The sequence below is a fragment of the Halomonas lysinitropha genome (genome assembly GCF_902500215.1).
GTDB classification, from domain to species: Bacteria; Pseudomonadota; Gammaproteobacteria; order Pseudomonadales; family Halomonadaceae; genus Halomonas; species Halomonas lysinitropha.
Window position 1 is genome coordinate 20,602 of the sequence record NZ_CABVOU010000046.1, and the last position, 24,703, is coordinate 45,304.

The 24,703-nt window shown below is 67.3% G+C and carries 24 protein-coding genes and 1 riboswitch; of the genes, 7 read left to right on the forward strand and 17 right to left on the reverse strand.

Features of this window, described 5'->3' with window-relative positions; translation table 11 throughout:
* The first annotated feature begins 112 nt into the window (after nucleotides 1-112).
* Both HALO32_RS16075 and HALO32_RS16080 read left to right on the forward strand, forming a co-directional pair.
* On the forward strand, nucleotides 113-3,631 hold the full coding sequence (locus tag HALO32_RS16075) for a DEAD/DEAH box helicase (RefSeq protein ID WP_151444908.1): 3,519 nt from the start codon (nucleotides 113-115) through the stop codon (nucleotides 3,629-3,631).
* Between the two features lie 84 nt (nucleotides 3,632-3,715).
* Nucleotides 3,716-4,819, forward strand: a complete 1,104-nt coding sequence (locus HALO32_RS16080) for a DUF4236 domain-containing protein (protein ID WP_151444909.1) — start codon at nucleotides 3,716-3,718, stop codon at nucleotides 4,817-4,819.
* A 45-nt stretch (nucleotides 4,820-4,864) separates the two neighbouring features.
* Here HALO32_RS16080 and HALO32_RS16085 read toward each other — a convergent pair whose 3' ends face one another.
* The 9 genes from HALO32_RS16085 to argF form a co-directional block, all read right to left on the reverse strand.
* The gene (locus tag HALO32_RS16085) at nucleotides 4,865-5,914 is read right to left on the reverse strand and encodes a proline racemase family protein (protein WP_151444910.1); all 1,050 of its coding nucleotides are present in this window, start codon (nucleotides 5,912-5,914) and stop codon (nucleotides 4,865-4,867) included.
* Nucleotides 5,914-7,044, reverse strand: coding sequence for a zinc-binding dehydrogenase (locus tag HALO32_RS16090; RefSeq protein ID WP_151445162.1), 1,131 nt, complete (start codon nucleotides 7,042-7,044; stop codon nucleotides 5,914-5,916). The genes HALO32_RS16085 and HALO32_RS16090 overlap by 1 nt, the downstream gene beginning before the upstream one ends.
* Before the next feature lie 329 nt (nucleotides 7,045-7,373).
* Complete coding sequence (locus HALO32_RS16095; protein WP_151444911.1) at nucleotides 7,374-7,667, reverse strand: helix-turn-helix domain-containing protein; 294 nt, start codon at nucleotides 7,665-7,667, stop codon at nucleotides 7,374-7,376.
* A gap of 26 nt (nucleotides 7,668-7,693) precedes the next feature.
* Nucleotides 7,694-8,017: a type II toxin-antitoxin system RelE/ParE family toxin gene (locus HALO32_RS16100; RefSeq protein WP_151444912.1), complete on the reverse strand. Its 324-nt coding sequence runs from the start codon at nucleotides 8,015-8,017 to the stop codon at nucleotides 7,694-7,696.
* Nucleotides 8,018-8,406: 389 nt separating this feature from the next.
* Entirely contained in the window at nucleotides 8,407-9,210 is an 804-nt protein-coding gene (locus HALO32_RS16105; RefSeq protein WP_151444913.1) for a thiazole synthase, read from the reverse strand.
* The gene (gene thiS, locus HALO32_RS16110) at nucleotides 9,210-9,419 is read right to left on the reverse strand and encodes a sulfur carrier protein ThiS (RefSeq protein WP_151444914.1); all 210 of its coding nucleotides are present in this window, start codon (nucleotides 9,417-9,419) and stop codon (nucleotides 9,210-9,212) included. Before thiS ends, HALO32_RS16105 begins: the two co-directional genes overlap by 1 nt.
* Entirely contained in the window at nucleotides 9,416-10,513 is a 1,098-nt protein-coding gene (thiO, locus tag HALO32_RS16115; protein ID WP_225810107.1) for a glycine oxidase ThiO, read from the reverse strand. The genes thiS and thiO overlap by 4 nt, the downstream gene beginning before the upstream one ends.
* Before the next feature lie 62 nt (nucleotides 10,514-10,575).
* A riboswitch (TPP riboswitch) is annotated at nucleotides 10,576-10,697 on the reverse strand.
* A 76-nt stretch (nucleotides 10,698-10,773) separates the two neighbouring features.
* Nucleotides 10,774-11,079, reverse strand: coding sequence for a hypothetical protein (locus HALO32_RS16120; RefSeq protein ID WP_151444916.1), 306 nt, complete (start codon nucleotides 11,077-11,079; stop codon nucleotides 10,774-10,776).
* A 242-nt stretch (nucleotides 11,080-11,321) separates the two neighbouring features.
* Nucleotides 11,322-12,242 carry an ornithine carbamoyltransferase gene (argF, locus tag HALO32_RS16125; RefSeq protein ID WP_151444917.1) on the reverse strand — a complete coding sequence of 307 codons (921 nt, stop codon included), beginning with the start codon at nucleotides 12,240-12,242 and terminating at the stop codon, nucleotides 11,322-11,324.
* Nucleotides 12,243-12,434: 192 nt separating this feature from the next.
* On the opposite strand from argF, the gene HALO32_RS16130 reads away from it, so the two are divergent.
* Complete coding sequence (locus HALO32_RS16130; RefSeq protein ID WP_151444918.1) at nucleotides 12,435-12,770, forward strand: Grx4 family monothiol glutaredoxin; 336 nt, start codon at nucleotides 12,435-12,437, stop codon at nucleotides 12,768-12,770.
* A gap of 211 nt (nucleotides 12,771-12,981) precedes the next feature.
* Here HALO32_RS16130 and rnt read toward each other — a convergent pair whose 3' ends face one another.
* Nucleotides 12,982-13,650 carry a ribonuclease T gene (gene rnt / locus HALO32_RS16135; RefSeq protein WP_151444919.1) on the reverse strand — a complete coding sequence of 223 codons (669 nt, stop codon included), beginning with the start codon at nucleotides 13,648-13,650 and terminating at the stop codon, nucleotides 12,982-12,984.
* A 142-nt stretch (nucleotides 13,651-13,792) separates the two neighbouring features.
* Here rnt and HALO32_RS16140 point away from each other — a divergent pair, with 142 nt between their 5' ends.
* The 3 genes from HALO32_RS16140 (at nucleotide 13,793) to HALO32_RS16150 (ending at nucleotide 16,587) form a co-directional block, all read left to right on the forward strand.
* The gene (locus HALO32_RS16140; protein WP_151444920.1) at nucleotides 13,793-15,010 is read left to right on the forward strand and encodes an argininosuccinate synthase; all 1,218 of its coding nucleotides are present in this window, start codon (nucleotides 13,793-13,795) and stop codon (nucleotides 15,008-15,010) included.
* An 81-nt stretch (nucleotides 15,011-15,091) separates the two neighbouring features.
* Nucleotides 15,092-15,406 carry an HlyU family transcriptional regulator gene (locus tag HALO32_RS16145; RefSeq protein ID WP_151444921.1) on the forward strand — a complete coding sequence of 105 codons (315 nt, stop codon included), beginning with the start codon at nucleotides 15,092-15,094 and terminating at the stop codon, nucleotides 15,404-15,406.
* Between the two features lie 53 nt (nucleotides 15,407-15,459).
* On the forward strand, nucleotides 15,460-16,587 hold the full coding sequence (locus HALO32_RS16150; protein WP_151444922.1) for a DUF294 nucleotidyltransferase-like domain-containing protein: 1,128 nt from the start codon (nucleotides 15,460-15,462) through the stop codon (nucleotides 16,585-16,587).
* A 3-nt stretch (nucleotides 16,588-16,590) separates the two neighbouring features.
* Here the strand turns inward: HALO32_RS16150 and HALO32_RS16155 are convergent, their stop codons facing one another.
* The 4 genes from HALO32_RS16155 to HALO32_RS16170 are packed head-to-tail and all read right to left on the reverse strand — an operon-like array spanning nucleotide 16,591 to nucleotide 21,987.
* Nucleotides 16,591-19,332, reverse strand: a complete 2,742-nt coding sequence (locus HALO32_RS16155) for an ATP-binding protein (RefSeq protein ID WP_151444923.1) — start codon at nucleotides 19,330-19,332, stop codon at nucleotides 16,591-16,593.
* A 23-nt stretch (nucleotides 19,333-19,355) separates the two neighbouring features.
* The gene (locus tag HALO32_RS16160; RefSeq protein WP_151444924.1) at nucleotides 19,356-19,550 is read right to left on the reverse strand and encodes a hypothetical protein; all 195 of its coding nucleotides are present in this window, start codon (nucleotides 19,548-19,550) and stop codon (nucleotides 19,356-19,358) included.
* Nucleotides 19,547-21,616, reverse strand: a complete 2,070-nt coding sequence (locus HALO32_RS16165; RefSeq protein ID WP_151444925.1) for a 3'-5' exonuclease — start codon at nucleotides 21,614-21,616, stop codon at nucleotides 19,547-19,549. Before HALO32_RS16165 ends, HALO32_RS16160 begins: the two co-directional genes overlap by 4 nt.
* Nucleotides 21,616-21,987, reverse strand: a complete 372-nt coding sequence (locus tag HALO32_RS16170; RefSeq protein WP_151444926.1) for a response regulator transcription factor — start codon at nucleotides 21,985-21,987, stop codon at nucleotides 21,616-21,618. Before HALO32_RS16170 ends, HALO32_RS16165 begins: the two co-directional genes overlap by 1 nt.
* A 161-nt stretch (nucleotides 21,988-22,148) precedes the next feature.
* Here HALO32_RS16170 and HALO32_RS16175 point away from each other — a divergent pair, with 161 nt between their 5' ends.
* Nucleotides 22,149-22,826, forward strand: coding sequence for a glutathione S-transferase family protein (locus tag HALO32_RS16175; protein WP_151444927.1), 678 nt, complete (start codon nucleotides 22,149-22,151; stop codon nucleotides 22,824-22,826).
* Between the two features lie 13 nt (nucleotides 22,827-22,839).
* On the opposite strand, the gene HALO32_RS16180 is transcribed toward HALO32_RS16175, so the two are convergent.
* From HALO32_RS16180 to nth, 3 genes are all read right to left on the reverse strand, one after another.
* A complete protein-coding gene (locus tag HALO32_RS16180; RefSeq protein WP_151444928.1) occupies nucleotides 22,840-23,112 on the reverse strand; it encodes a hypothetical protein in 273 nt (90 codons plus the stop codon).
* A gap of 80 nt (nucleotides 23,113-23,192) precedes the next feature.
* Nucleotides 23,193-23,948, reverse strand: a complete 756-nt coding sequence (locus tag HALO32_RS16185) for a YdcF family protein (RefSeq protein WP_151444929.1) — start codon at nucleotides 23,946-23,948, stop codon at nucleotides 23,193-23,195.
* A gap of 113 nt (nucleotides 23,949-24,061) precedes the next feature.
* Nucleotides 24,062-24,697: an endonuclease III gene (gene nth, locus HALO32_RS16190; protein ID WP_151444930.1), complete on the reverse strand. Its 636-nt coding sequence runs from the start codon at nucleotides 24,695-24,697 to the stop codon at nucleotides 24,062-24,064.
* Between the last annotated feature and the right edge of the window lie 6 nt (nucleotides 24,698-24,703).

The window sequence follows — 24,703 nt, forward strand, 5'->3', positions numbered from 1 at the left end:
GTCCAGATCAGGGCTAGCACTGCCTTCGGCTGATTACCGGCCATGGCCTGTTGCGATTGCCTGACGTCTTCGGTCAAATAGCCTCCTCGTAACACCCTGTCGAGGAGCCCCCGTGTCCGATCCCCGCCTTGCCGATCACGCCAAAACGATGTTCGTTGCCCTCCATCAGGTCGACTGGCAGAGCTTCTTCGATGCGGGTTCGCTGGAGCGAGGCCGGCGCTATGCCAGGCAGGGACGGGTGCTGGATGGCGTGGGGCTGGAGCTCGATGGCGATATGATCGTGCTGACGGCGGAGGTCATGGGGAGCCGGAAGCAGGCCTATCATGCCGAAGTGGCGCTATATGCCGATGGCGCTGATGACGAGCTCTTTACCGACTGCAGTTGCCCGGTCGGCGTCGGCTGCAAGCACGCGGTGGCGCTGATCCAGACATTCCTCGACGAACTGGGGGCGGGCGCGCCAGCGGTGGCCGATGACATGTCGGCGCCCCCTGCGCAGCCCGGGGCGGCCGAGGCCACCGAGGATAATGCAACGCTGAGGCGTAGCTGGGAGGCCTGGCTGGCGCAGTTGGAGCAATCTGCTGGCCCGGTGCGGGAAGGCGAGCGTGTCGGCGAAACGCATCGCCTGGGGCTGTTTCTGGACACCACCACCCGCTACGGCATCGAGCCGGTGCTCAAGGTGTTGCCGGTGTGGCTGCGCCCCTCGCGCCAGAGCAAGCGCCACGGCGGCTGGGTTTCACCGCGGGTGATCGAGGCGCGGGGGTCGGGCGAGCTGGTGCCGGCGCCCGAGGGTGGCTGGAACCCCGAGCAGGAGGAGGCGCTCGACCTCTTGTTGCACGGTGAAATCGATTCCCTGTGGGGGAGCGATCATCGCCGCTGGGCGCTGCTATCCCACGCCTTCCAGGCGCGCGCCCTCTGGTCGCTGCTGGAAAGCGAGGCGCCGCCGCTGCTGTTCCTGCGCAAGCAGACCGGCCAGCAGCTCGAACCGGGACCCAGCTGCCAGCTGACACCGAGTTGGCAACCCGATGCGCAAGGTGTGCAGCATCTGCAGGCCGATACCTCTCCGCAGGGGCTGCTCTCGGCGGAGGCGATCATGGCTCGGGCGGGCCGCGGGCTCTGCTATCTCGACCCCGGGCATGGCCGTTTCGGTCGCATGGCGGGCGACCCCGCGCTGCTGGTGAGACTGCGTCGATCGCCGCCCTTGCCGCCCGAGATGAGCGACTGGCTGAATGATCGGCTGCGCAGGACCTCGTCGCTGGCCAGCCAGTTGCCTACGCCGAAGCGGGTCGAGGAGCGGGTACTGGAGGGAGTTCCGCCGCGCCTCAAGGTCACCATGCGGGTCGCCGAGGGCCAGCTGGGTTTTCGCGACGGCGCGCCCCTGCCGCGCTGGATCCGGGTCGGTGCCGGGGTCGTGAGCTTCGACTATGACGGCATCGAGGTGCCCCCCGAGCCGGGTGATACCGCCCAGGCCTTTCGTGATAGCCAGCGGCTTACCATCAAGCGCGATCCCGAGGCGGAGCTGGCGCTGATTCACGGCCTGCCCCCGGGCATGGTCACCCTGGAGCGGCTGCAGGAGACCGAGGCGGTGCCGGCCCATCTCGAACTGCCGCCCTGGACGCTCTTGCTGCCCATCCACGGCGTGCCGCCGACCCGTGCCGCCGAGTGGCCGACCCACCTGGCCGGTATTGATGGCTGGTGGGAGATGATTGCCAGGCTGCGCGAGGCGGGTTGCCTGGTGGAGCTCAGCGAAGCCTTTCCCCCCGAGCCGCACTATCTCGAGCCGGAGACATGGCACGGCGAACTGGAGCCGGCGGGCAACGGCTGGTTCGACCTGGCGCTGGATATCGAGGTGGAGGGGGAGCGCATGAACCTGCTGCCGATCCTGCGTCAGCTGCTCAAGGACCCGGATTTCCCGCTGGATCCGCCGGCAGACGAAGCCGAGCAAGCGAGTTGGTCGGTGGCGCTGGATGATCAGCGCCACCTGGTGTTGCCGCTCGCTCGGCTGCGCGGGCTGATGGCGCCGATTCTCGACTGGCTGAGCGACGAGAGCGACCCGGAGGCGGCCCTGCAGCTGCCGGTGACCGCCGCCGAGCGGGTGGCGCCGCTGGCCGAGCACGAGCGCTGGGCGGGGCGAGACGATGTGGCGTCGCTGGCGCAACGGCTCAAGGCGCTGCCTGCCAGCCTGCCGGCGCCCCAGGGCTTCGTGGGCGAGCTGCGCGATTATCAGGCCCGCGGCCTGGCCTGGCTGCGCTTTCTCTCCGAGCTCGACACCGGCGGCATCCTCGCCGACGACATGGGCCTGGGCAAGACGGTGCAGGTGCTGGCGCACTTGCTCGACGAGCGCACCCGCGACGTGCTGACGGGGCCGGTGCTGGTGGTGGCGCCGACCAGCCTGGTGGGCAACTGGTGCGCCGAGGCGGCACGCTTTGCTCCCGAGTTGAGGGTAGTGGCGCTGCAGGGCGGCAAGGCCCAGCGCCAGCGACAGATCGTGGAGGCGCTGCCCCAGGCCGACCTGGCGGTGACCACCTACCCGCTGCTGATCCGCGATCTGGAGCGGCTGCGCGAGATCACGTTCGGCCTGCTGGTGCTCGACGAGGCCCAGGCGATCAAGAACGCCGCCAGCCAGACGGCACGCGCGGTGCGCGAGCTCAACGCCGGGCGGGCGCTGGCGATGACCGGCACCCCGCTGGAGAACCATCTGGGTGAGCTGTGGGCCCAGCTGGATGCGGTGGCGCCGGGTGCACTGGGCAGCCAGCAGTGGTTCGGCCAGCATTTTCGCACGCCCATCGAGAAGGAGGGCGACGCGGCCCTGAGCCAGCGTCTCTCGCGACGCATCGCGCCCTTGATGCTGCGGCGTACCAAGCAGCAGGTGCTGGGCGAGCTGCCCGACAAGACCGAGACTCAGCGCGAGATCACCCTGAGCGGCACCCAGCGCGAGCTCTACGAGAGCCTGCGTCTGGCCCAGCATCAGCGGGTGCAGCAGGCCATCGCCGAGCGCGGCCTGGCCGGTTCCGGCATCGTGATGCTCGATGCGCTGCTCAAGCTGCGCCAGGTCTGCTGTGATCCGCGGCTGGTCAAGCTGGACAGCGCCAAACAGGTACGCCGCTCGGCCAAGCTGGACCAGCTGCGCGAGCTGTTGCCGCCGCTGATCGAGGAGGGGCGGCGCATCCTGGTGTTCTCGCAGTTCACCGAGATGCTCGGCCTGATCGGCCAGGCCCTGGAGCGCGATGGCATTCCCTATACCACCCTTACCGGCGACACCCCGGGCAAGACCCGCACCCAGCGGGTCGCGCTGTTTCAGCAGGGCGAGATTCCGGTGTTCCTGATCAGCCTCAAGGCTGGGGGCACGGGCCTCAACCTCACCGCGGCGGACACGGTGATCCACTACGACCCCTGGTGGAACCCCGCGGTGGAGGCCCAGGCCACCGGCCGCGCCCACCGGCTGGGGCAGCAGAATCCGGTGTTCGTCTACAAGCTGGTATGCGCCGGCACGGTGGAGGAGCGCATCCTCGCTCTGCAGGCGCGCAAGGCGGATCTCGCCGCTTCGATCCTGGAAGGCGGCGCCGAACGCCAGGGCGAGGGCCCGCTGTTCGACGAAGACGACCTGGCGCTGCTCTTTGCCCCCGTGGCATAGGGTGCCTGGCCGACATCCGCCGTTACGGAAGACGCGCAGTGCAGTACCCTGTCACTCGGGACCGATCATCAGGGAGAGGCCATCGTGGGGATTCGCTTCCAGCGCCGCATTCGTCTCGCACCCGGGGTGCGACTCACTACCTGCAAGCTGCGCCCCGGGCTCTCGGTCGGCCCGCCGGGCATTCGCTTGCAGCTGGCAAGCGGCGAGGGCGGCGAAAGTCAGCCGGTGTACCTCGATATCGCCGCCAACGGGGAGATCCGCTATCGCCATCCCGATGGCCGCCGGATCCTCGATGCCGAGGCTCGCGTGCTGCGGCGCCACGGGGAGGAGACGATACGCGCGGCGCTCGAGTCCCACTGTGAGCGCCTCAACGCCGAGCTCGACCGGCTCGACCGTCTGCATGAGCAGACCCCACCGCCGACGGCCACCGGCTATCAGCCGCGCAGCTACCCGGTGTCGCCTCCCGCGCCGGTATCCCGGGAAGCGCCCAGCTGGTGGCACGCCCTCCTGCCGAATGCCCGGGAACGGCTCGAGCGGGAGAATCAGCGCCGCGAGGCGTCGCATGCCGAGGCCTATCGTGACTGGGAGTGGCAGAAGGCCGCGTTCGATGCCCGCGAGTTCGAGCGTCAGCAGCGCGAGGAGGTGGCGGCCTGGGACGATCCCGATGCCATGCAGCAGACGCTGGACGAGCGGCTGGACGAGCTCGGCTGGCCTCGCGAGACGTTGATCGACTTCGAGCTGAGTGACGACCTGCGCACCATCGCCCTGGACATCGATCTGCCGGGCGAGGAGGCGCTCCCCGACCGTTACTGGACCATGCCGGCCAAGCGGCTCAAGCTCTCGCCGCGCAAGCTGGGCGCCACGCGGCAGCGCGAGCTCTATCGGCGCCACGTGCATGGCGTGGCCTTTCGGGTGCTGGGCACGATCTTCGCCCGGCTGCCGCGAATCGAACGCGCGCTGGTCGCCGGCTATCGGCAGGTCGAGGCGCCGGACGGCAGCGCTGCGCAGATCCAGTATCTCTTCAGCGCCAAGGTGTCCCGCGAATCGTGGGAACGCCTCGACTTCGAGCGACTGGCGCGACTCGATCCCATTGATGCCCTGGCGACCTTTCCCCTGCGACGCGAGATGGCCCGGTCCGGCGTCTTCCGCGACATCGTGCCCTTCGAGCTGGACTGGCGCTGGCGCTGAGGCTCGCCGGGCGCAACGCCGCACCTGTCGCTCATCTATCGGCGTTCAGCCGGACGCGGCCTGGGCGGCGCCGAGGATGTGGTGCAGGCCGTCGCAGCGGACCATCGGGTCGTCGCAGTTGACCACGATGTCGGAGCGGGCCAGTACGTAGCTCTTGCCGGTGATGGTGTTCTCCACCACCGTATGCGGCCCCTCCTGACGCATGCCGGTGAACTCGCCGATGAAGCCGGTCTCGCGCAGCGAGACGGTTTCCAGCCTGTCGCCGGGCTGGATGCGCCCTTCGTGGTGCATCAGCGCCAGGCGCGCCGAGGTACCGGTACCGGTGGTGCTGCGGCAGATCACGCCGGGATGCACATAGGTGGTCGAGCGCGAGCGATAGAAATGGTCGGCGACCTGCTCGATGGGGCCCATGAAGTGCAGGAAGGGCAGCGGACCGACGTCACCCAGGGTGTAGTGGGAGAAGCCGCGCTCGGCCTGGATCGCCTCGACGATCTGGTGGGCGCAGTGGGCCAGGTCGCGCTCCTCGTCCCGCGTCAGATCAAAGCCCAGCTCGGCGGCCTCCACCAGGGCGTAGAAGCCGCCGCTGTAGGCGATGCTGTAGGTCACCTCGCCCAGATGGGGCACATGGATGCTGGCGCGGTAGGTATCGATATAGCTGGGCAGGCCCCCGCAGGTAATCGTCTCCACCACGCCGTCCTCGACCAGCGCCTCGATCTGCACCAGGCCGGCCGGCGACTCCAGCTTGAAGCGCTGGCGGCCCTCCTGCTTGGGTACCAGCCCGCTTTCCAGCACCGCGGTGGCGGTGCAGATGGTGTTGGAGCCGGAATAGATCGGATAGCCCATCACCTCCATGATGATGTAGCCCACCTCGGCGGCGGGGTCGGTGGCGGGCACCAGCAGGTCCACCGACATCTCGGGGATGCCGTAGGGCTCCTCCAGCAGCAGCCTGCGCAGGCCATCGGCATCGTCGCGCAGGTAGTGCATCTGGTCCCTGACGGTGGCGCCGGGCAGGGGCTCGATGCCGCCGACCACGATGCGGCTGACATCGCCACCGGCATGGGTGTCGATCAGTTGCAGGGTCAGTTCCTGGCTCATCAGTGTCCCTCGAGGGCGAAGGGCGCGCCATGCTCGTCCCACTGGCTGTCGGGAACGATCACGATCTTGCCCAGGAAATTGCGGTCGCGGCTGACGAAGTAGCGCTCGGCCTGGTGCAGGTCGGAGAGCCGGAAGGCGGCATGCAGCACCGGCTTGAGTTCGCCGGAGCGGATCCAGGCGATCAGCTGCTCGGCTTCCTCGCGGGTGCCGTGGGAGACGCCGAAGATCTGCACCTGGTAGAGGTAGATGCGCGTCCACAGGATCTCCGAGATGTTGCCGCCGCTGGCGCCGGCGATGGAGAGCCGCGGGTAGGTGGTGCGCGCCTTCATGTCCTGGATCATGGTGTCGATGAAGCCGTCGGTCATCTCGCCGCCGACCAGGTCCATCACCGCATCGATGGGCGCGCCGCCGGTGGCCTCGAGCACGCGTTCGGCGAAGCCCGCCAGGTCGCCACGATCGATGACCGCCTCGGCGCCCAGCGCCTTGAGCGCCTCGGCCTTCTCCTGCTGGCTGACCGCGTAGGGTACTGCCCCGACGATGCGGCACAACTGGATCAGCGCCGTACCCACGCCACCGCTGGCGCCGCTGACCAGCACCCGCTCGCCTGCCTTGACCCCGGCGGAGGTCATCATATGGTAGGCGGTCTGGTAGGAGCACATGCCCAGGGCGGCCAGCTCGGCGTCGCTGAGCTCGGGATTGGGCACGTGGTGGAACTGGTCCGAGGGCACGGCGACATACTCGGCGAAGCCGCCGTCGGCGCCGTGGCCGTAGTAGTCCGGGGTCAGGTTGATATCGCGCCGGTCATCGGGATAGAGGTTGAAGTCGAGCAGGCCGCGCTCACCCAGGCGCGAGGCATCGACGCCTTCGCCCACGGCGGCCACGCGCCCGGCGATATCGGCCCCCTGGATGCGCGGGAAGGTCAGGGTGGGCTCGCCACCCATGGCAAAGGACGTCACCTCGCCCTTCTTGACCGGGTAGAGCCCCTCGCGGGCCTTGCGGTCGGTGTTATTCTTGGCCGTCGCCGTGACCCGCACCAGCACCTCGCCGGGTCCCGGCTGCGGGGTCGGCACGTCGTCGCGATAGACCAGCGCGTCAACATCGCCATGCCCGGTCAGCAGCATGGCGGCCATGGTGTCAGGAAGGGGCTGGCGGCTCACTGGAAACCTCCTTTCGTTTCAAAGAGATCAGCTAGTGCAGACGATAACAGACTTCCCCGCCATGACGTTATCCCCGCGCAAATTCTGATGAGAACGGACTGACGCCATGAACAACATCATGGTCATCGATGGCTACCGGGCCAATCGGACGCGGTGCGATCGCGATTGCCACAGAAACTGACTAGGGCGGATATCACGGCTTTGCCGCAATCCTGCTGATCGCCAGACGTATATAGAGTCCTCCCCGACAGGGCGGGGGGTGTCAGTTTTTCTACGTATAGAAAAGAGGCGTTTTGGTCACTTCAGACAGCCACTTCCTTCTCGTCCTCAATCTCCAGCTCAAGGCGAAAGTGGGCCGGTCCCGTCAGGTTGACCAGAGCGTCCAGGCTGAACTTGTTGATGCGGCCGTTCAGCAGGTCGTTGAGACGGGGCTGCGTAATGCCCAGGCGGTGGGCAGCCTCTGTCTGAGTGATTCTCCACTCCCTGACACGATCGGCGATCTTCGCCATGAGCTCGGAACGCAGACGCATGTTCAGCGCCTCCTCGGGAGTGTCCTCGATGGCGTCCCACACGCTGTCGTAATACTCGATGGCCATGATCTCACCTCGCTTGGTGACCGGGCTCAGGGCAGCTCTTTGTATCGCTGCTTACCCAGGTCGATATCTTTCTTGGCGGTCTGTTGGGTCTTCTTCTGGAAGCAGTGGAGCACGAATACCGCATCGCCCCGGTTTGCTAAGTAGAAAACCCGAAAGGCCCCGTTGTCTTCCCGAATGCGGATCTCCATGACACCACGGCCAACGCTTGGCATGGGACGGAAGTCATCCGGCTGGCCTCCAGCCTGAACTTTATCGATCTGAAACCCCGCTTCTCGCTTGGCTTCTAGAGGGAAGTCGCGCAGGCGGTCCTTCGAGTCTCCGACGAATGCGACGGGTTTCTTGCGCGCCACATCCCCCCCCCATTGGCTATCGCGGTTCTATATCAATGCAGATATAATAGACCTCTCAACCGAAAGGCTCAAGCTCAGCAGTTGAGGCTCCATCTAGCTTGACAGTGGGGGACGGCGTACAGGCCTTGGTCGGCGCGCTTGATCGCCGGCTTCAGGCTGGTTTCTCCGGCACTGACCAATGTCACGCCCAGTAAACGGCCAAGAAGTGGATCACTCCACGACCCTGCCGCCGGCATTCGCCCCGGTGATAACCTGGTCCGGTTACGTCAGCAGCCGGTAGAGAGCCCGCAACAGCTGAAAGGCATGATGCCAGGTGGCGTGGGCGGACGAGGGCTAGTCCCTCTCCGGCCCGATCATCGCCCTGAATTCGCCTGGTGGCCGCGTCGGGACTATGCGCCGTCGCGGTGCCAGAAGGGCTGTCCCACCGTGGGCGTGCTGGGGCTGGCGGTCTGGCGCTGCTGCATCAGCCCGGCCAGATGGGCCTTGCGCCCGGCGCGGATGGCTTCGGCAAAGGCCTCGGCCATCAGGGCTGGACGCTGGGCCTTTGCCACGGCGGTATTGAGCAGCACGCCGTCGAAGCCCATCTCCATGGCCTCGGCGGCCTGGGAGGGTGCCCCCAGGCCGGCATCGATGATCAGCGGCACGTCGAGGCGCTGGCGCAGGGTCGTGAGGGCATAGCGGTTCATCAGGCCGAGGCCGGTGCCGATGGGCGAGCCCCAGGGCATCAACGCCTCGCAGCCGGCGTCGCGCAGCCGCTGACAGAGGATCAGGTCATCGGTGCAGTAGGGCAGCACCTTGAAGCCCTGGTCGATCAGTTCCCGGGCCGCCTCCAGCAGGCCGAAGGGGTCCGGCTGCAGGTTGTAGTCATCACCGATGACCTCGAGCTTGATCCAGGGTGTGTCGAACAGCTCGCGGGACATCTGGGCGAGGGTGATGGCCTCCCGCGCCGAGCGGCAGCCGGCGGTGTTGGGCAGCAGCCGGCAGCCGCTGTCGCGCAGGATCTGCCAGAAGGCGTCGCCGTCGCCCGACGCGGGATTCTGGCGGCGCAGCCCCAGGGTGACCATCTCGCAGCCGGATGCCCGAATGGCCTCCTGCATCACCGTGGGTGAGGAATAGAGGGCGGTGCCGAGCAGGAAGCGGCTGGCGAAGGCCTCGCCGTAGAGCGTCAGGGTGTCATCCTGTGCAGCGTTCATCAGCCACCTCCCACGGGGGCCACGATATCGATGCGGTCGTCGTCCCGCAGGAGCTGTTCGGCGTAGCCGGAGCGGGGCACGAACTCGCCATTGACTGCCACGGCGACCCGGCGGTCGGCGTAGTGCCAGGCCTGCAGGGCATCCGCGAGCGAGGTGCCGGCGGGAAGACGGACGGGCTCGTCGTTGAGGCGCAGGGTGATCTCGTTCATGCAGCATTCTCCTGCGGCGGGCGTGCCGCCAGGGTATCAGCAAAGGGGCGGTCGCCGTGGCCGCGGATTCCGGCCAGCAGGTGGCAGACCACGGCGGGGGCCAGCAGGTAGCCGTGGCGGAACAGGCCGTTGGCGGTGATCAGCCCCTCCTGATGGGTGACATGGGGCAGGTTGTCGAGGAAGGCGGGGCGCAGGTTGACGCCCTGCTCCAGGATGCGGGCCTCGGCGAAGGCCGGCGACAGGGTATAGAGGGCGCTGCCCAGCTCCAGCGAGGACTGCAGCGACATGGGGGAACGATCCTCGCTCTCGATCTGGGTGGCGCCGATGACGAAGCGGTGTGCCGGCTTGGGCACCACATAGAGCTGGTAGCGAGGATGCATCAGCCGTACCGGCCGCGAGAGCTGGATCTCGGCGGTCTGGACGTGCAGGGTCTCGCCGCGTACGCCGCGCAGGCTCGGGTGGCGCGGCCGGGCGCCGGTGCCACGACAGTCGATGACCAGGTCGAAGTGCCGGCGGCCCTCGGCGGTGACGACCTCGCCGGGGAAGGTCTCCACCGGGGAGTGGGCACGGCACTCTCCGCCCAGGGCGCGGATCTCGTCCAGCAGGCGAGTGAGCAGGGCGCGGTTGTCCAGGTGGGCCTCGTCCGGGAGGAACAGCCCCTGGCGGAAGCCGGTTGCCAGGTCGGGTTCCAGGCATTGGATCTCCGGGGCATCGAGGGTTCGGCAGGGGGAGCCGCCGCCCAGGGCGTGATCGAGGTCGCGGCGGAACTGGGTGAGTTCGCCCAGGTCCTGGGGATGCGCCACCATCAGGCTGCCGTTCTGCTGCCACAGCGACGAGGCGTCGAGGGCCTCGAGCCAGCGTGGCCACTGGGTCAGGGCGAAGCGGCCCATATCGTAGACGCAGCGCTCGGAGATCGCCGTCTCGCACAGCGGGGCAACCATGCCGGCCGCGGTCCAGGCGGCGGCTGGCGGGACATCCAGGTCCCCGGCATCATAGAGGGTGACGGCGTGGCCGTCGGTGAGCAGCTGCCAGGCGACAAGACGCCCCAGCAGGCCGGCGCCGGCGACGGCGATGTGATCGTTGGAGGGTGTCAAGATATCGGCCATCCAGCAGGAGACATGGCGGATCAGGCGGGATGGCGGCAGGGGGCGAGCAGGTGTGGCACGCGCTTGTTCCCTCCGCAGGCATCAACCTGATCAGGTTCAACGGGTTCGGCCGTACCGATCTCAGCCCCCGTGTACGTCGCATTGGCGTACCGGGGCTCCCCGACAAGTCCTGCTAACATAACTAAAGATGCCCGGGCACGCAATCTCGTTGCATGGCCGGGCATTTCTGGGATGGTATCCGGTCTGGATCAGGCGCAGTCGGCGGCGCCCTCGCCGTACATGTCGAACATCAGCTCGCGGCCGAGGTCGGTCAGCACGAAGCAGTGATGATCGTTCCAGGTGGCGGCCCGGCTGGTCTCGAGGATGTGCTGGCAGGGTGCCCAGTCACGGTCGGCTTCGTCGAGTGCCTTCAGGTCACTGCGGTCGAGGCCGCGGTGCGGAACGGTGACTGTCTCCAGCACATGTCCCTGACGATAGAGCAGGGCGGCCATGGTGGAGAGGCACTGGCGCAGGCTACGTTGCATGCCGGCGGTACTGTCGCTGTCGTGTGTCATGCTGCCGCATCTCCTAGTTGAGTATGCTGCAGCGCATTATACACAAGACGAAGGTCGATGTCATACCAAGGTCTAAGATGCTTCGTGCAGTCGAAAGATGCTCGAAGCGAGAGGCGCCGGGGACAGGTCGTAGGGGAGGTCCTATGCCAGGGATGGCATCGGTAGCGCCCAGGGAGGGGTTCACAGCGCCTCCCCGAAGACCTGTCGTCGGATCAGCCTCGAGCGTTATTTACTATCTTCTCTCAGCCTTCCACGCGCCCCAGCAGCAGGAATTCGATCAGTGCCTTCTGGGCATGCAGGCGATTGCCGGCCTCCTGCCAGACCACGGCACGCGGGTCATCGAGCAGGGTGGTGCTGATCTCTTCACCGCGGTGAGCCGGCAGGCAGTGCAGGAAGAGCACATCGTCCTTCGCCCGGTCGAGCATGGCCTCGCTCACCTGGAAGCCGGCGAAATCCGCCTCGCGGCTGGCCTGCTCCTCTTCCTGGCCCATGGAGGCCCAGACGTCGGTGGTGACGAGATCGGCGTCCGTCACGGCCTGTTGGGGGTCGCGGAAAAGGGTCACCCGGTCGCCGGCGGCCGCGAGGATATCCTGTCGCGGCTCATAGCCTTCCGGACAGCAGATACGCAGCTGGAAATCGAACTGGCGGGCGGCGTTGATCCAGGAGTGGCACATGTTGTTGCCATCGCCGATCCACACCGCGGTGCGGCCCTTGACGCTGCCGCGCAGCTCGGTCCAGGTCATCACGTCGGCGAGCAGCTGGCAGGGGTGGTAGTCGTCGGTGAGGGCGTTGATCACCGGCACCGCGCTGGCCGCGGCGTACTCCTCGAGGCTGGCGTGGGAAAAGGTGCGGATCATCACCGCATCGACCATTTCCGCGAGCACCCGCGCGGTATCGCCGATGGGTTCGCCACGGCCGAGCTGGGTGTCGCGAGGCGAGAGAAACAGCGCATGGCCGCCGAATTGCGCCATGGCGGTCTCGAAGGAGACTCGGGTTCGGGTCGAGGACTTCTCGAAGATCATCGCCAGGGTGCGGTTGGCGAAGGGGGTGTAGGTTGGCCCGTGGGTCTTCAGGCCGTTCTTGATCGAGATGGCGCGCTGGATCAGGTAGCGCAGCTCGTCGGAACTCAGATCAAGCAGGGTGAGGAAATGGCGAGTGGCCATGGTATCGCTCCACGGGAAAAAACGACCATCCTAGCCAGGCCACGGGGGATGCGCAACGCGTTCGTCATCAGTAGAATGGCCCTCATCCATAAGGCCGACCAGCTTACTCGGGTATTCCCCGCACGCCGGACGGCTTCGATCCATCGAGGCCCGGTCTACCGAGACCCTGACACACGAGAAAAGGGAGATGTCATGAGCACCACCGTCGAGAATATCGAGCGCCAGATCGGCGAGAACCCCATCCTTATCTACATGAAGGGCACCCCCCAGCTGCCCCAGTGCGGCTTCTCCGCCCAGACCGTGCAGGCCCTGATGGCCTGTGGCGAGCGCTTCGCCTTCGTCAATGTCCTGGACAACCCGGACATTCGTGCCGAGCTGCCCAAGGTGGCCAACTGGCCGACCTTCCCGCAGCTGTGGGTCGATGGTGAGCTGGTCGGTGGCTGCGACATCGTGGTCGAGATGCACCAGAACGGCGAGCTGGAAAAGCTGGTCAAGGAGTCCGCGGCCAAGCACAAGGATGATGCCTGAGTAGCTACAAGCTACAAGCGCCGAGCCGCCAAGCTGTTCGGTGACGGCCTGCAGGTAGCGAGGCAGAAACGTGAAACCCCACCAGATCAACTTCTGGTGGGGTTTCTTGCTACTTGTTGCTGATTGAACTTAGCCTCCGCTTGGCCGCTTGGCCGCTTGGCCGCTTGGCCGCTTGGCCGCTTGGCCGCTTGGCCGCTTGGCCGCTTGGCCGCTATGGCTCCTCGTCCAGCCCCTGCTCTCTCTGGGCCAGGGCCCAGCCGCCCAGGTCCTTGTAGCGGTTGACCATGGCGCAGAACAGTTCGGCGGTGCGCTCGGTGTCATAGCGCGCCGAGTGGGCGGCGCTGTTGTCGAACTCGATGCCCGCGGCCCGGCAGGCCCGGGCCAGCACGGTCTGGCCATAGATCAGGCCGCCGAGGGATGCCGTGTCGAAGCTCGAGAAGGGATGGAAGGGGTTGCGCTTGATGCCGCAGCGGTTGACCGCCGCGTTGAGAAAGCCGTGGTCGAAGGCGGCATTGTGGCCGACCAGCACGGCCCGGGTGCAGCCATGGGCCTTGATGGACTTGCGCACCGGGCGGAAGATCTCGCCGAGGGCCTCGGCCTCGCTGACGGCGACCTGGCGGCGCAGCGGGTCATCGAGGCGGATGCCGGTGAAGTCCAGCGCTGATTGCTCCACGTTGGCTCCCTCGAAGGGCGTCACGTGGTAGGCGTAGGTGGCGTCGGGGATCAGGTTGCCCTCCGGATCCATGGTCAGCGTGACCGCGGCGATCTCCAGTATCGCGTCGCCCTCGGGATTGAAGCCTCCGGTTTCCAGGTCCACCACCACGGGCAGGAAGCTGCGGAATCGCTGCGCCATGAGTTCACGGGCGATCGCCTCGCTCATGCACCTCTCCTTGTCTGGGCCATCTGTCTCGAAACCGCGGAAGTCTAGCAGCTTGCCTTCAGTGAGTCGCGTCGCCGGTATTCGCTGCAGGCTCGCCGCGCTATAATCGGCGTTTTGCGAATGTTACGAGAGGAGCCTCAGCATGTCCGATGTCAAGAAGGTGGTGCTCGCCTATTCCGGCGGCCTGGACACGTCCGTCATCGTCAAGTGGTTGCAGGAAAGCTATGACTGCGAGGTCGTGACCTTCACCGCCGACATCGGCCAGGGCGAGGAGGTCGAGCCGGCCCGTGCCAAGGCCGAGGCGCTGGGCGTCAAGGAGATCCACATCGAGGATCTGCGCGAGGAGTTCGTGCGCGACTACGTCTACCCGATGTTCCGGGCCAACACGATCTACGAGGGCGAGTATCTGCTCGGTACTTCCATCGCCCGTCCGCTGATCGCCCGTCGCCTGATCGAGATCGCCAATCAGACGGGCGCCGACGCCATTTCCCACGGGGCCACCGGCAAGGGCAATGACCAGGTGCGCTTCGAGCTCGGCGCCTATGCGCTGAAGCCCGGTGTCAAGGTGATCGCGCCGTGGCGCGAGTGGGATCTCACCTCCCGCGAGAAGCTGATGGCCTACTGCCAGCAGCACGATATCCCGGTGGATTTCTCGTCCAAGAAGAAGTCGCCCTACTCGATGGATGCCAACCTGCTGCATATCTCCTACGAGGGCGGCATTCTCGAGGATCCCTGGGCCGAGGCCGAGGAGGAGATGTGGCGCTGGAGCGTGTCGCCGGAAGTCGCGCCGGATACCCCCACCTACATCGAGCTGACATACGAGAAGGGCGACATCGTGGCCATCGACGGCGTGCCGATGAGGCCCCATGAGGTGCTCGAGAAGCTCAACAAACTGGGCGGCGACAACGGCATCGGACGCCTCGACATCGTCGAGAACCGCTATGTGGGCATGAAGTCCCGCGGCTGCTACGAGACCCCGGGGGGCACCATCATGCTGCGTGCCCATCGCGCCATCGAGTCGCTGACGCTGGACCGCGAGGAAGCACACCTCAAGGATGAGCTGATGCCCAAGTACGCCGAGGTGATCTACAACGGCTACTGGTGGAGCCCGGAGCGTCGCATGCTGCAGGCGGCCATCGACGAGACCCAGAAGAACGTCTCCGGCGTGGTGCGCATGAAGCTCTACAAGGGCAGTGCCACCGTGGCGGGCCGCCGCTCCGACCAGTCGCTGTTCGACGAGTCCATTGCCACCTTCGAGGACGATGCCGGCGCCTACGACCAGAAGGATGCCGAGGGCTTCATCAAGCTCAACGCCCTGCGCCTGCGCATCGCCGCCGGCAAGGGCCGCAAGCAGGACTGAGCCAGACCTTCATGGCCTCCTCGACGCCGGCTTGCCGCCGGCGTCGTCGGTTCGAGGCCTACCCTCTGCGAGGAGAGCACGATGCTAAAGAAACTGTTTTCCGGCCTGCTTGGCGGTGATGACGGCAAGTCCGGCAACGCCGCTGCCGCCGACCCGGTGGAGTACAAGGGCTATCTGATCATCTCCGAACCCGCCGACCAGGGCGGCCAGTACCGCGTCAGCGGCTGGATCCGCAAGCCGTTGCCGTCCAGTGACGGAGAGGGTGGCGAGATGCTCGAGCATCGCTTCGAGCGCTCCGACATGCTGCCCGGTCGTGAGGCCTGTGACGCCCTGATGGTCAGCAAGGCGCAGCGTTACATCGATCAGGTCGGTGACGAGATGTTCTCGCCGCGCTGAAACGCGCCTTATACGTCAGGACATGCCGATCAATCCCTTGATCCGGAGTCTCCATGCGCCTGCTGCACCGACCTTCCCCCTGGCGAGCGCTCTTTGCCGACGACGCGCTGCCCGACCCCGGTGGCTGGCCAGGGTTGCTGGATCCGCTGCGCCAGGCGTTGGTGAGCCTGGGGCCCGCGCCCGACCTGGCCGAGGCCCATGCCTGGCAGGGCCAGCTGGTGGACGCCCTGGCGCGGCTCGACCTGCAGGCCTGGCGCATCAGCCAGCTGATCAGTGACCATAATGACTGGCTCTATCGGCGTGCCATCGAGCTCTCCCTGGGGGAGATGCGCAGCCAGGGGTGGGGACCGCCGCCGGTCGCCTTCTGCGTGCTGACCCTGGGGTCCGGAGCGCGCCACGAGAGCCTGCTGGCGCCGGACCAGGACAACGCCATGATCATCGCCGACTATCCCGACGAGCGGCATACCGAGATCGATGGCTACTTTCAGTCCCTGGGCGAGCGTTTTACCGAGCGGCTCGATGCGGCCGGGATTACGCTCTGCCAGGGGCATGTCATGGCCCGCTGGCCGATGTGGCGCAAGCGACTCTCGGAGTGGCGCACTCAGCTCGAGATCTGGACCGCGGAGCGCCGCGTCAAGCGCGTCCAGCAGGCCAACATCCTGCTCGACTTCCATCCGGTCCTTGGCGAGGCCGCGCTGGCTGAGGCCCTGACCGAGCACGTGGCCAGCCTGCTGCCGGAATCCCGCCTCTTCCTCGACGAGATGGCCAGCCTGCTCGATGACCTGCCGGTGGCCCTGGATCGACTTGGCCGGCTCAGCGGCGTCAGCGAGGACGCGCCCCATGAGCGGGCCATCAACCTCAAGCACCAGGGGATGCTGCCGCTGGTGAACGCCGTGCGCCTGCTTGCCTTGCGCCACGGGGCGCGCCCGCCGGATACCCGCTCGCGGCTGGTGGCGCTGGTGCTGCAGGCGGTGCTCAGCCCCGAGCGTGCCCAGGCCCTGACGGCGGCGTTAGAGCGGCTGCAGGCGCTGATGCTCGACGAGCAGCGCCTGGCGCTGACCGAGGGGCGCACCCCGGATGGCTGGGTGGACATCGCCCGGCTGGGGGAGGATCAGCGCCTGCTGTTGCGTCACGATCTGCAGCAGATCCGCGCGCTTCAGAGAATAGCGCGCAGTATTTAACTATCATTTGGGATTTTCCGCCGGCGCCTCGGGCAGTTCCATCACCAGGCAGGCGCCGCCCAGGTGTGGCGCTTCCTCGACCCAGAGTCGTCCGCCCAGGTGGGCGACGATACCGCGGCTGATGGGCAAGCCCAGCCCGCTGCCGCGCGGGCGGCCGCGGATCTCGCCACCCTCCTGCTGCTGGATCTGGTGGAACTTCTCGAAGACCCGTTCGCGTTCATCCTCGGCGATGCCGCTGCCGTTGTCTTCCACGGCGAGGCGGTAGTGGTCCTTGTAGCGTTCGAGGTGCAGCAGCACCTTCGGATCCTCGTCGGCGGCGAACTTGCCGGCGTTGTCGAGCAGGTTGATGATCACCTGTTCCAGGCGGTCCGGGTCGCCGATGACCATCGCCGTCTCGGGCGTGATCTCGACCTCCAGGCTCACTCCGCGGTCCTCCTGCAGCCGCTGCACCGCCTCCACGCTGTGGCGGGCCAGGGCGACCAGGTCCAGGCGCTGGGGCTCCAGGGTGAGGCGGCCGCTCTCGAGCCGCGCCAGGTCGAGGATCTCCTCGATCAGCCTCGAGAGCCGCTGGCTCTCGCGCACCACCACGTCGAGGAAGTGACGGCGCTTCTCGTCGGGCAGGTCGTCGCTGTCGCGCAGGATCTCGGCAAAGGCGCGGATCGAGGTCAGGGGCGTGCGCAACTCGTGGCTGACCATGGCCACGAACTCGTCCTTGAGGCGGTCCAGTTCGCGCAGGCGCTCGTTGGCCGCGCGCAGTTCCTCGCTGGTACGCGCCAGTTCGTTGGACTTCTGCTCCAGGCGACGATTGACCTCCAGGGTCTCGGAGGTGGTGTCGAGGATGCTGAGGATCGATTCGAGGTTCAGGGCTTCGCCGCGTACCACCGAGTCGATCAGCACCCGCGCCGAGGCGCTGCCCAGTGAGCCGGCCAGGGCCTGTTCGGCGCGGGCGGTCAACTCCGGTGGTGCGGGCTGGCTGTCGTCGGCGGCTTCATCGGGGTGGGCGGCGAAGACGCGCGCGGTGGCGGCGCCCCCCAGGTAGCGGTCGAGCAGGGCGCGCAGTTCGCCACGCGTGGTCTGGCCCTGCCACAGCGAGGTCTCCATCAGCCCCGGGTGCATGGCCTCGGTGAACAGCGCCGCCTGGGTCTGCTCCAGCGGCGACTGGCGGGTGAACAGCGAGATCCCCACCAGCAGACCGGCATTGGCCCCCAGGCTCCACAGCAGCGAGTGCGTGTAGATGTCCCAGCCCTCGAGCCCGAACAGCGCATAGGGCCGCAGCCAGGCGAGGCTCCAGGGGCCCTGGGCGAGGAAGCCGGCATCCAGCCAGCCTGACTGGGCAAAGCCCGGGATCAGCAGGGTCCAGGCCCAGATCACAAAGCCCGCGATCATGCCCACCCCGGCTCCGAGCCGGTTGGCGCCGCGCCAGTACATGCCGATCAGCAGCGCCGGGGCGAACTGGCAGGCGGCGGCGAAGGAGACCAGGCCGATGGTCACCAGGCTGTAGGCGTCGCCGATCAGTGCATGGTAGAGATAGCCGAGCAGCAGGATCAGCAGGATCGCCACCCGGCGGATGCGCAGCAGCCAGCCGGCGAGCTCGCCCCGGATGCTCAGCTGGAGATGGCGCGAGCGCAGCAACAGCGGCATCACCAGCTGGTTGCTGACCATGGTGGAAAGCGCAATGGTCTCGACGATCATCATGCCGGTGGCCGCCGAGAGCCCGCCGATGAAGACCAGCAGCGGCAGCCCTTCCAGCCCTGCCGAGAGGGGCAGGGTGAGCACGAAGCTGTCCGGGTCGCTGCTGACGTCACCCAGCAGCAGCCCGGCCATGGCGATGGGGATCACGAAGAGGTTGATCACCAGCAGATAGAGCGGGAAGAGCCAGCTGGCGCGCTTGAGGTGGCGCTCATCGACGTTCTCGACCACCAGCACCTGGAACTGCCGCGGCAGGGTGAGAAAGGCCAGAAAGGCTAGCACCAGCATGCCCACCCAGCCCAGGGCGCCGCCGGGCACCGCCTCCAGGCTCATCAGCCGGGTGAGTTCCGGCTCGGCGGCGACCCGGGCGAAGAGATCCGCCGGGCCGTTGAAGAGCACGAAGACGGTGAAGACCCCGACCGTGAGGAAGGCCACCAGCTTGACCAGCGACTCGAAGGCGATGGCCGCCACCATGCCTTCGTGGCGCTCGCTGGCGTCCAGGTGACGGGTGCCGAAGAGGATGATGAACACCGCCAGTACCAGGGCCACCCAGAAGGACTTGTCGGCCCAGAAGCTCTCGTCGGCCAGGCGCAGCTCGGCGGCCTCGGGATAGTTGACCAGCACGGCGTGGCTGACGGTGATGGCCTTCAATTGCAGGGCGATATAGGGGGTGATGCCGATCAGCGCGATCAATGCCACCAGGGCCCCCAGGCTCGAGCTCTTGCCGTAGCGGGCGCTGATGAAGTCGGCGATGGAGGTGATGCGCTGCGCGCTGGCGATGCGCACCATCTTGCGAATCACGAAGGGCGCCATCAGCATCGCCAGGGTCGGCCCCAGGTAGATCAGCAGGAAGCTGGGGCCATACTGGGCCGCGCGGCCGACGCTGCCGTAGAAGGTCCAGGCCGTGCAGTAGACGGCAATGGAGAGCGCATAGACGGTGGGCGACCCGATCAATGAGCGGCCCTGTTCGGCGCGGCGATCCCCCCAGGCGGCGATGACGAAGAGCAGCGCCAGGTACCCGAAGGCTACCGTCAGGACCACGACGCTGCTTCTCATGGGATATCAGCCTGCATCCGCCATCACTCCTTGTGCCGGCGTTCCATCAGCCAGGCCATCAGCGCGATCACGGCGCCCCAGGCCAGGAACAGGTAGACCACCAGCCAGCCTGGCCCCGCCGAGGCACCCTCGGCGATCAGCAGCAGGGGCGGCGTGAACAGCAGGGCCGCCAGCACGATCAGTGCGACCAGGCGCTCCTTCAGGCGTGGCGTGTTCACGAGGCGAAGGCATCCTCCTTGTCGAAGGCGCTGGCCTGCAGGGCCACCCCCTGCTCCAGGGTCTCGACGCCGCGCGCCTCCAGCCGGGGCAGCAGCGAGAGCCACAGTTCCGCGGTGACGCGCGCATCGCCCAGGGCGGTGTGGCGGGTGCCGGGCGGAAAGCTGAGGTCATAGCGGTCGGCCAGGCTGTCCAGGTCGTGGCCGTCGAGGCTGTCGTCGAGTGCCCGCGACAGCAGCAGGGTATCGAGCACCGGCATGTCGAAGTCCACGCCGCCGCCGGGTGGCTGGATGGCCAGCAGGTCGAAGGCGGCGTTGTGGGCCAGGATCACCGCCTCGCCGATGTAGTCGCGAAAACGCGGCAGGGCCACGTTGAGCGGTGGGGCCCCGGCCACGTCGTCATCGGTGATGCCGTGGATGGCCGTGCTGGCGGGGGGAATGGGCCGTTCCGGGTCGACCTTCAGGTCGAAGATATCGCTGGCCAGCAGTCGCGCATTGACGATGCGGCAGGCGCCGATGCTGACCACGGTATCGCCGCGGCGCAGCTCGAGCCCGGTGGTCTCGGTGTCGAAGGAGACGACCTCCAGGGTCCTCAGGGGGCGGGCCGCCAGCTCGGCATCCGGCGATGGCATCTCGGCGATGCCGAAGTCGTGGAACTCGGGACGCGGCGGGGTGCGCGGGCGCGGCGCACCGACGCGCTCGGTGGCCGGCAGTGGCAGGCGCAGCCGGGCGTGTTCGCCGTCCTGGTCGGCAAGGCTCCAGGCGTCGCTGGTGTGCTGGCGCAAGACATCGCTGACCCGGGGCGCCAGGGGCAGGGCGTCCAGCCGTTCGGCGCGCCACTCGTCGAGCATCTTCTCGCCCAAGGGGCGCCCCCGCCAGATCAGGTCGAGGTAGACGCGACGGTTGCCCAGGCAGACTTCGCCTTCCAGCTCGCCGTGGCCGGAATGGGCCGACAGCCGCGGCAGCAGGGAATCCAGCAATGCCAGCAGGGTCGGGGCATCGCCCTTCAGCCAGGCGGGCATGCCGATGGGGGTGACGCGCAGGGACTCGCGCTCCTGGCGCTCGTTGAGGGACGACCAGAGGTCGTTGGACCACAGCGGGACCAGTCGCTCGCCCTCGCGATGCATGTCTTCCATCAGCCGGCCCATGCGCTCGAGCTGGCTGGCCAGGGCGCGACTCTCCTCGTCGATCACCGCCTCCAGGCGTTGACCGAGCTCTCCGGTCGGGGCGTCGTCGCGCACGCCGACCAGGGCATCGGCGGCGCTGGTCAGGCTGGCGCTGTGGCGGCGCAGTACCGGCAGCATCTCGGCGATGTCGGCGCGGGCGCCCATCTCGCTGGTCCAGGCCGCCGTGGTGTCGGTCAGGGTCAGCAGGGTCTCGTGGTTGCTGTCGGGGACGCGACGCAGAATCACATGCAGCCAGCGTTCGTCGCAGGGGACCAGGATCTCTCGCGGGGCCCCGTCATCGGGCAGCTGGCCCAGCGCATCCTGAAGGCTCGAGATCGGCAGCAGGGTGTCGAGGCGCTTGCCGAGCCCCAGGCCGGGGTGGCCGTCGAACAGTGTCTCGGCGGCCTGGTTGAAGAGCAGCAACCGGCGATGGTGATCGCAGAGCAGCAGCGGGGTGTCGAGTACCTGGAGCAGGGTCTCGAGCTCCTGGCGGATGCGCGCGGCACTGCGTGCCCCCTCGGCATGGGCCGTGGCCAGGCGCTCGCGATCGGCCCGCCAGGCCTCGCGAACACGCATGAGGTCGGGTCCCAGCCCGCGCAGCCAGCCCTCGGGCGGGTAGTCCTGGCGGGCATCCGGGTTGGCCACCAGGCGGGCCAGCTGCACCTGAAGATGGCGCAGCGGAGTGAACAGCTGACGCTCGAGCAGCAGGCCGACCAGGAAGATGGTGCCGCCGCCGGAGAAGCAGCCCAGCCACAGCAGCAGCCGCGCCGTGCCCTCGAGCCCGGCGAGACTGTCCAGCCACAGGGCGAAGACGGCACCGCCGAAGATACTGATACCGCTGAGCAGCAGCCAGAGGCCGATCAGCCGCTGGCGACGAGGCAGCCGGGAACCACGCGTGACCATCAGGAGACCTCGGCAAGCAGCGTCTTGACCTTGTCGACCAGCGCCTGGGTCGAGAAGGGCTTGGTGATGTAGTCGTCGGCGCCCAGGGCCAGGCCCTTCTCGCGCTCCACCTCGCGCCCGTGGGCCGTGAGCATGATGATCGGCAGCCTGGCATGGGCGGGGTCGCCCCGCAGCCGCTCGAGGACGTCGAAGCCGCTGATGCCGGGCAGGCTGATATCCAGCAGGACCAGATCCGGGGGGGAGGCCTCTATACAGGCCAGGGCACTCTCGCCATCCTCGGCGGTGTCGACCTGGAAGCCGGCCTGTTGCATCAGAAATTCCAGGGACAGAACGATGTTGGCTTCGTCGTCCACCACCAGCACCTTGGACATGGTGCCCTCCTATGCGTGTGCGGTCTTTTTATGCAGGGTTACCGATCAGTCTAGTGGCAGGCCGTTCGGTGGCAAAGACGACCTTGGCAGGAGTCGAGGGCGTTGGCGTGCTAGGGTGCGGGAATCGCCCCCGATGGCCGGGGCTCATCGAGGAGGCCTGAATGATCAAGGTCCATCATCTGGAGAACTCCCGCTCTCAGCGAATCCTGTGGCTGCTGGAGGAACTCGGCGTCGACTACCGGGTCATCACCTATCCTCGCGATCCCGGCACCCTGCTGGCGCCCGCGTCGCTTCGCGAGATTCATCCGCTGGGCAAGTCACCGGTGATCAGCGACGAGGCTCGGGACGGTCGTGTTGTCGCGGAGTCCGGGGCGATCGTCGAGTATCTGGTCGAGCATTACGATGCGCCGGGCGAGCTGGTGCCGCCGGCGGGCAGTGACGCCCGCGAGCGCTACCGTTTCTGGCTGCACCACGCCGAAGGCTCGGCCATGCCGCCGCTGGTGATGCGTCTGGTGTTTGCTTCGCTCGGCCAGCCGCCGGTGCCGGCGCTGGCCAGGCCGCTGGGCCGGCTTTTTGCTCGCGGGGTGGAGAAGCAGTTGCTGGGGCCGCAGATCCGCCAGCTGTGCGACTACTGGGAAGCCGAGCTCGGACGTGACACCTGGTTTGCCGGGGAGGCGTTCACGGCGGCGGATATCCAGATGAGCTTTCCGCTGCTCGCCCTGGAAAACGGCGGCGGCCTTTCCGGTTACCCCAGGCTCAAGGGCTTCATGGCGGCCTGCCGCGAACGTCCGGCCTATCGCCGTGCCGTAGAGAAGGGCGGTGAGTTCTCGTTGGGATGACGTTGGGTTGTGCCTACTCTCGATGCTTCGGCCTTTGTCTCGGCCCCAGCGGCCCCAGCCATAGCCAGATCTGCAGGATCACCAGCACCGGCAGCCACCAGATCGGGGCGCCGGTCACCCAGTTGAGCACCAGGTGGATAAAGAAGGCCGTGACGCCGGCGACAAGACCCACCAGCGGGAAGAGCAGCGAGCGCTCGCGGCCGGGCCAGCGCGTCAACCGGCAAAGCGTGCCGATCAGGGCACCGAAGGCAGCGGTCAGCAGCAGGGGAATCAGCAGGTCCAGCATGTTGGGCCTCGTGTCGAGTAGGACGGAACGAAGCACCCAGCCTAGCGCCTCACGGCAGACATGGCGCTTCGACGTTGGGGTCAGTCGCCGCGGCGCAGCAGTCGGTTGCGCAGTGCCAGTTCGGCGCGTCCCAGCCATTCATGCAGGGCGCGAGTGCTCTGATGGAGGTGGTAGGCGCGGGGGATCCAGGCATGAACGCCCGGCGGTGAGGCGTTCGCGAACTCGGTCGGCGCGGCCGTGACGGCCAGACCGACACGCTCGAATTCCGCCACGGCCCTCGGCAGGTGCCAGGCCTGTGAGACCAGGGCGACATGCTCGATACCCTCGCCCCCCAGCATCTCGGCAGTGTAGCGGGCATTCTCGGCGGTGCTGCTGCTGCGTCCCTCCATCCAGCGCACGGGCACCTCGAAGACCTCGCGCAGCGCCGCGGCCATCAGGCTTGCCTCGGCGCTGTGCTCGTCATGCACGCGCCCGCCGCTGACCAGGATCGGCAGCCCGGTCTGGCGATGCAGGTGGGCGCCATAGGCCAGCCGACGCCAACTGGCATTGGAGGGCGCATCGCCCCAGCCGAATTCCGCGGAGCCAGGGTCACGTCCGCCACCGAGGATCACGATGGCCTGGGCCTGGCGCAGTTGGCCGGGGCCGGCCAGGGGAGCCGGTTCGAGCCCCTGTCGCAGGGCATGGCTGACCAGCGGGGTGGAGAGGGCGAGCAGGCCGGCCAGCCCCAGGGTAATCAGCAGGCCGCCGGTCAGATAACGCGCACCAAGAGCGAGGCCGACGAGGATCAGCAGGGCATTGATCACGGGTGGCAGCAGCAGATATTTCAGCGCTTCCATGGGCGGGTCTCATTGGCGGTCATGCTGCCAGTGAACCAGCCGGCGCGCACTTGTGCCAGCCGGGAGGCGTCAGGAGCCGTGTGCATTGTCGCTGAATCTGACATAAGCCCTTGTCACAACTCGGTCTTCTCGGGGTACTCGCAGAGGTCCTCGATGACACAGCTGCCGCAGCGCGGCTTGCGGGCCAGGCAGGTGTAGCGCCCGTGAAGGATCAGCCAGTGGTGGGCCTCCTGGCGAAACTCCCGGGGTACATGGCGCAGCAGCTTCTTCTCGACCTCGACCACGTCCTTGCCCTTGGCGATGCCGGTACGGTTGGCCACGCGGAAGATATGGGTATCCACGGCGATGGTGGGCTCGCCGAAGGCGGTGTTGAGGATGACGTTGGCGGTCTTGCGGCCGACGCCGGGCAGCGCCTCGAGGGCCTGGCGGGTGCGGGGGACCTCACCGCCGTGCTGCTCGACCAGGATCCGGCAGGTCTTCATCAGGTTTTCGGCCTTGGTGTTGTAGAGGCCGATGGTCCTGATGTGGGCCTTGAGGTCGTCGATCCCGAGATCGAGAATCGCCTGTGGCGTGTTGGCCACCGGGAACAGCCGGGCGGTGGCCTTGTTCACCCCCACGTCGGTGGCCTGGGCCGAGAGCAGCACGGCGGTGAGCAGCTCGAAGGGGGTGGACCAGTTCAGTTCGGTAGTCGGCTCGGGGGTCTGGTCGCGCAGCCGCGCGAAGATCTCTTGGCGTTTCTGGGCGTTCATGGCGTT

Excerpts from the sequence above, each read along its gene's own strand:
- HALO32_RS16085 (WP_151444910.1), bottom strand. The coding sequence starts at position 5,914 with ATGAGCCAGGAACTGACCCTGCAACTGATCGACACCCATGCCGGTGGC.
- HALO32_RS16090 (WP_151445162.1), bottom strand. The coding sequence starts at position 7,044 with ATGGCCGCCATGCTGCTGACCGGGCATGGCGATGTTGACGCGCTGGTC.
- HALO32_RS16095 (WP_151444911.1), bottom strand. The coding sequence starts at position 7,667 with ATGGCCATCGAGTATTACGACAGCGTGTGGGACGCCATCGAGGACACT.
- HALO32_RS16105 (WP_151444913.1), bottom strand. The coding sequence starts at position 9,210 with ATGAACGCTGCACAGGATGACACCCTGACGCTCTACGGCGAGGCCTTC.
- thiS (WP_151444914.1), bottom strand. The coding sequence starts at position 9,419 with ATGAACGAGATCACCCTGCGCCTCAACGACGAGCCCGTCCGTCTTCCC.
- HALO32_RS16120 (WP_151444916.1), bottom strand. The coding sequence starts at position 11,079 with ATGACACACGACAGCGACAGTACCGCCGGCATGCAACGTAGCCTGCGC.
- argF (WP_151444917.1), bottom strand. The coding sequence starts at position 12,242 with ATGGCCACTCGCCATTTCCTCACCCTGCTTGATCTGAGTTCCGACGAG.
- HALO32_RS16130 (WP_151444918.1), top strand. The coding sequence starts at position 12,435 with ATGAGCACCACCGTCGAGAATATCGAGCGCCAGATCGGCGAGAACCCC.
- rnt (WP_151444919.1), bottom strand. The coding sequence starts at position 13,650 with ATGAGCGAGGCGATCGCCCGTGAACTCATGGCGCAGCGATTCCGCAGC.
- HALO32_RS16140 (WP_151444920.1), top strand. The coding sequence starts at position 13,793 with ATGTCCGATGTCAAGAAGGTGGTGCTCGCCTATTCCGGCGGCCTGGAC.
- HALO32_RS16145 (WP_151444921.1), top strand. The coding sequence starts at position 15,092 with ATGCTAAAGAAACTGTTTTCCGGCCTGCTTGGCGGTGATGACGGCAAG.
- HALO32_RS16150 (WP_151444922.1), top strand. The coding sequence starts at position 15,460 with ATGCGCCTGCTGCACCGACCTTCCCCCTGGCGAGCGCTCTTTGCCGAC.
- HALO32_RS16155 (WP_151444923.1), bottom strand. The coding sequence starts at position 19,332 with ATGAGAAGCAGCGTCGTGGTCCTGACGGTAGCCTTCGGGTACCTGGCG.
- HALO32_RS16165 (WP_151444925.1), bottom strand. The coding sequence starts at position 21,616 with ATGGTCACGCGTGGTTCCCGGCTGCCTCGTCGCCAGCGGCTGATCGGC.
- HALO32_RS16170 (WP_151444926.1), bottom strand. The coding sequence starts at position 21,987 with ATGTCCAAGGTGCTGGTGGTGGACGACGAAGCCAACATCGTTCTGTCC.
- HALO32_RS16175 (WP_151444927.1), top strand. The coding sequence starts at position 22,149 with ATGATCAAGGTCCATCATCTGGAGAACTCCCGCTCTCAGCGAATCCTG.
- HALO32_RS16180 (WP_151444928.1), bottom strand. The coding sequence starts at position 23,112 with ATGCTGGACCTGCTGATTCCCCTGCTGCTGACCGCTGCCTTCGGTGCC.
- HALO32_RS16185 (WP_151444929.1), bottom strand. The coding sequence starts at position 23,948 with ATGGAAGCGCTGAAATATCTGCTGCTGCCACCCGTGATCAATGCCCTG.
- nth (WP_151444930.1), bottom strand. The coding sequence starts at position 24,697 with ATGAACGCCCAGAAACGCCAAGAGATCTTCGCGCGGCTGCGCGACCAG.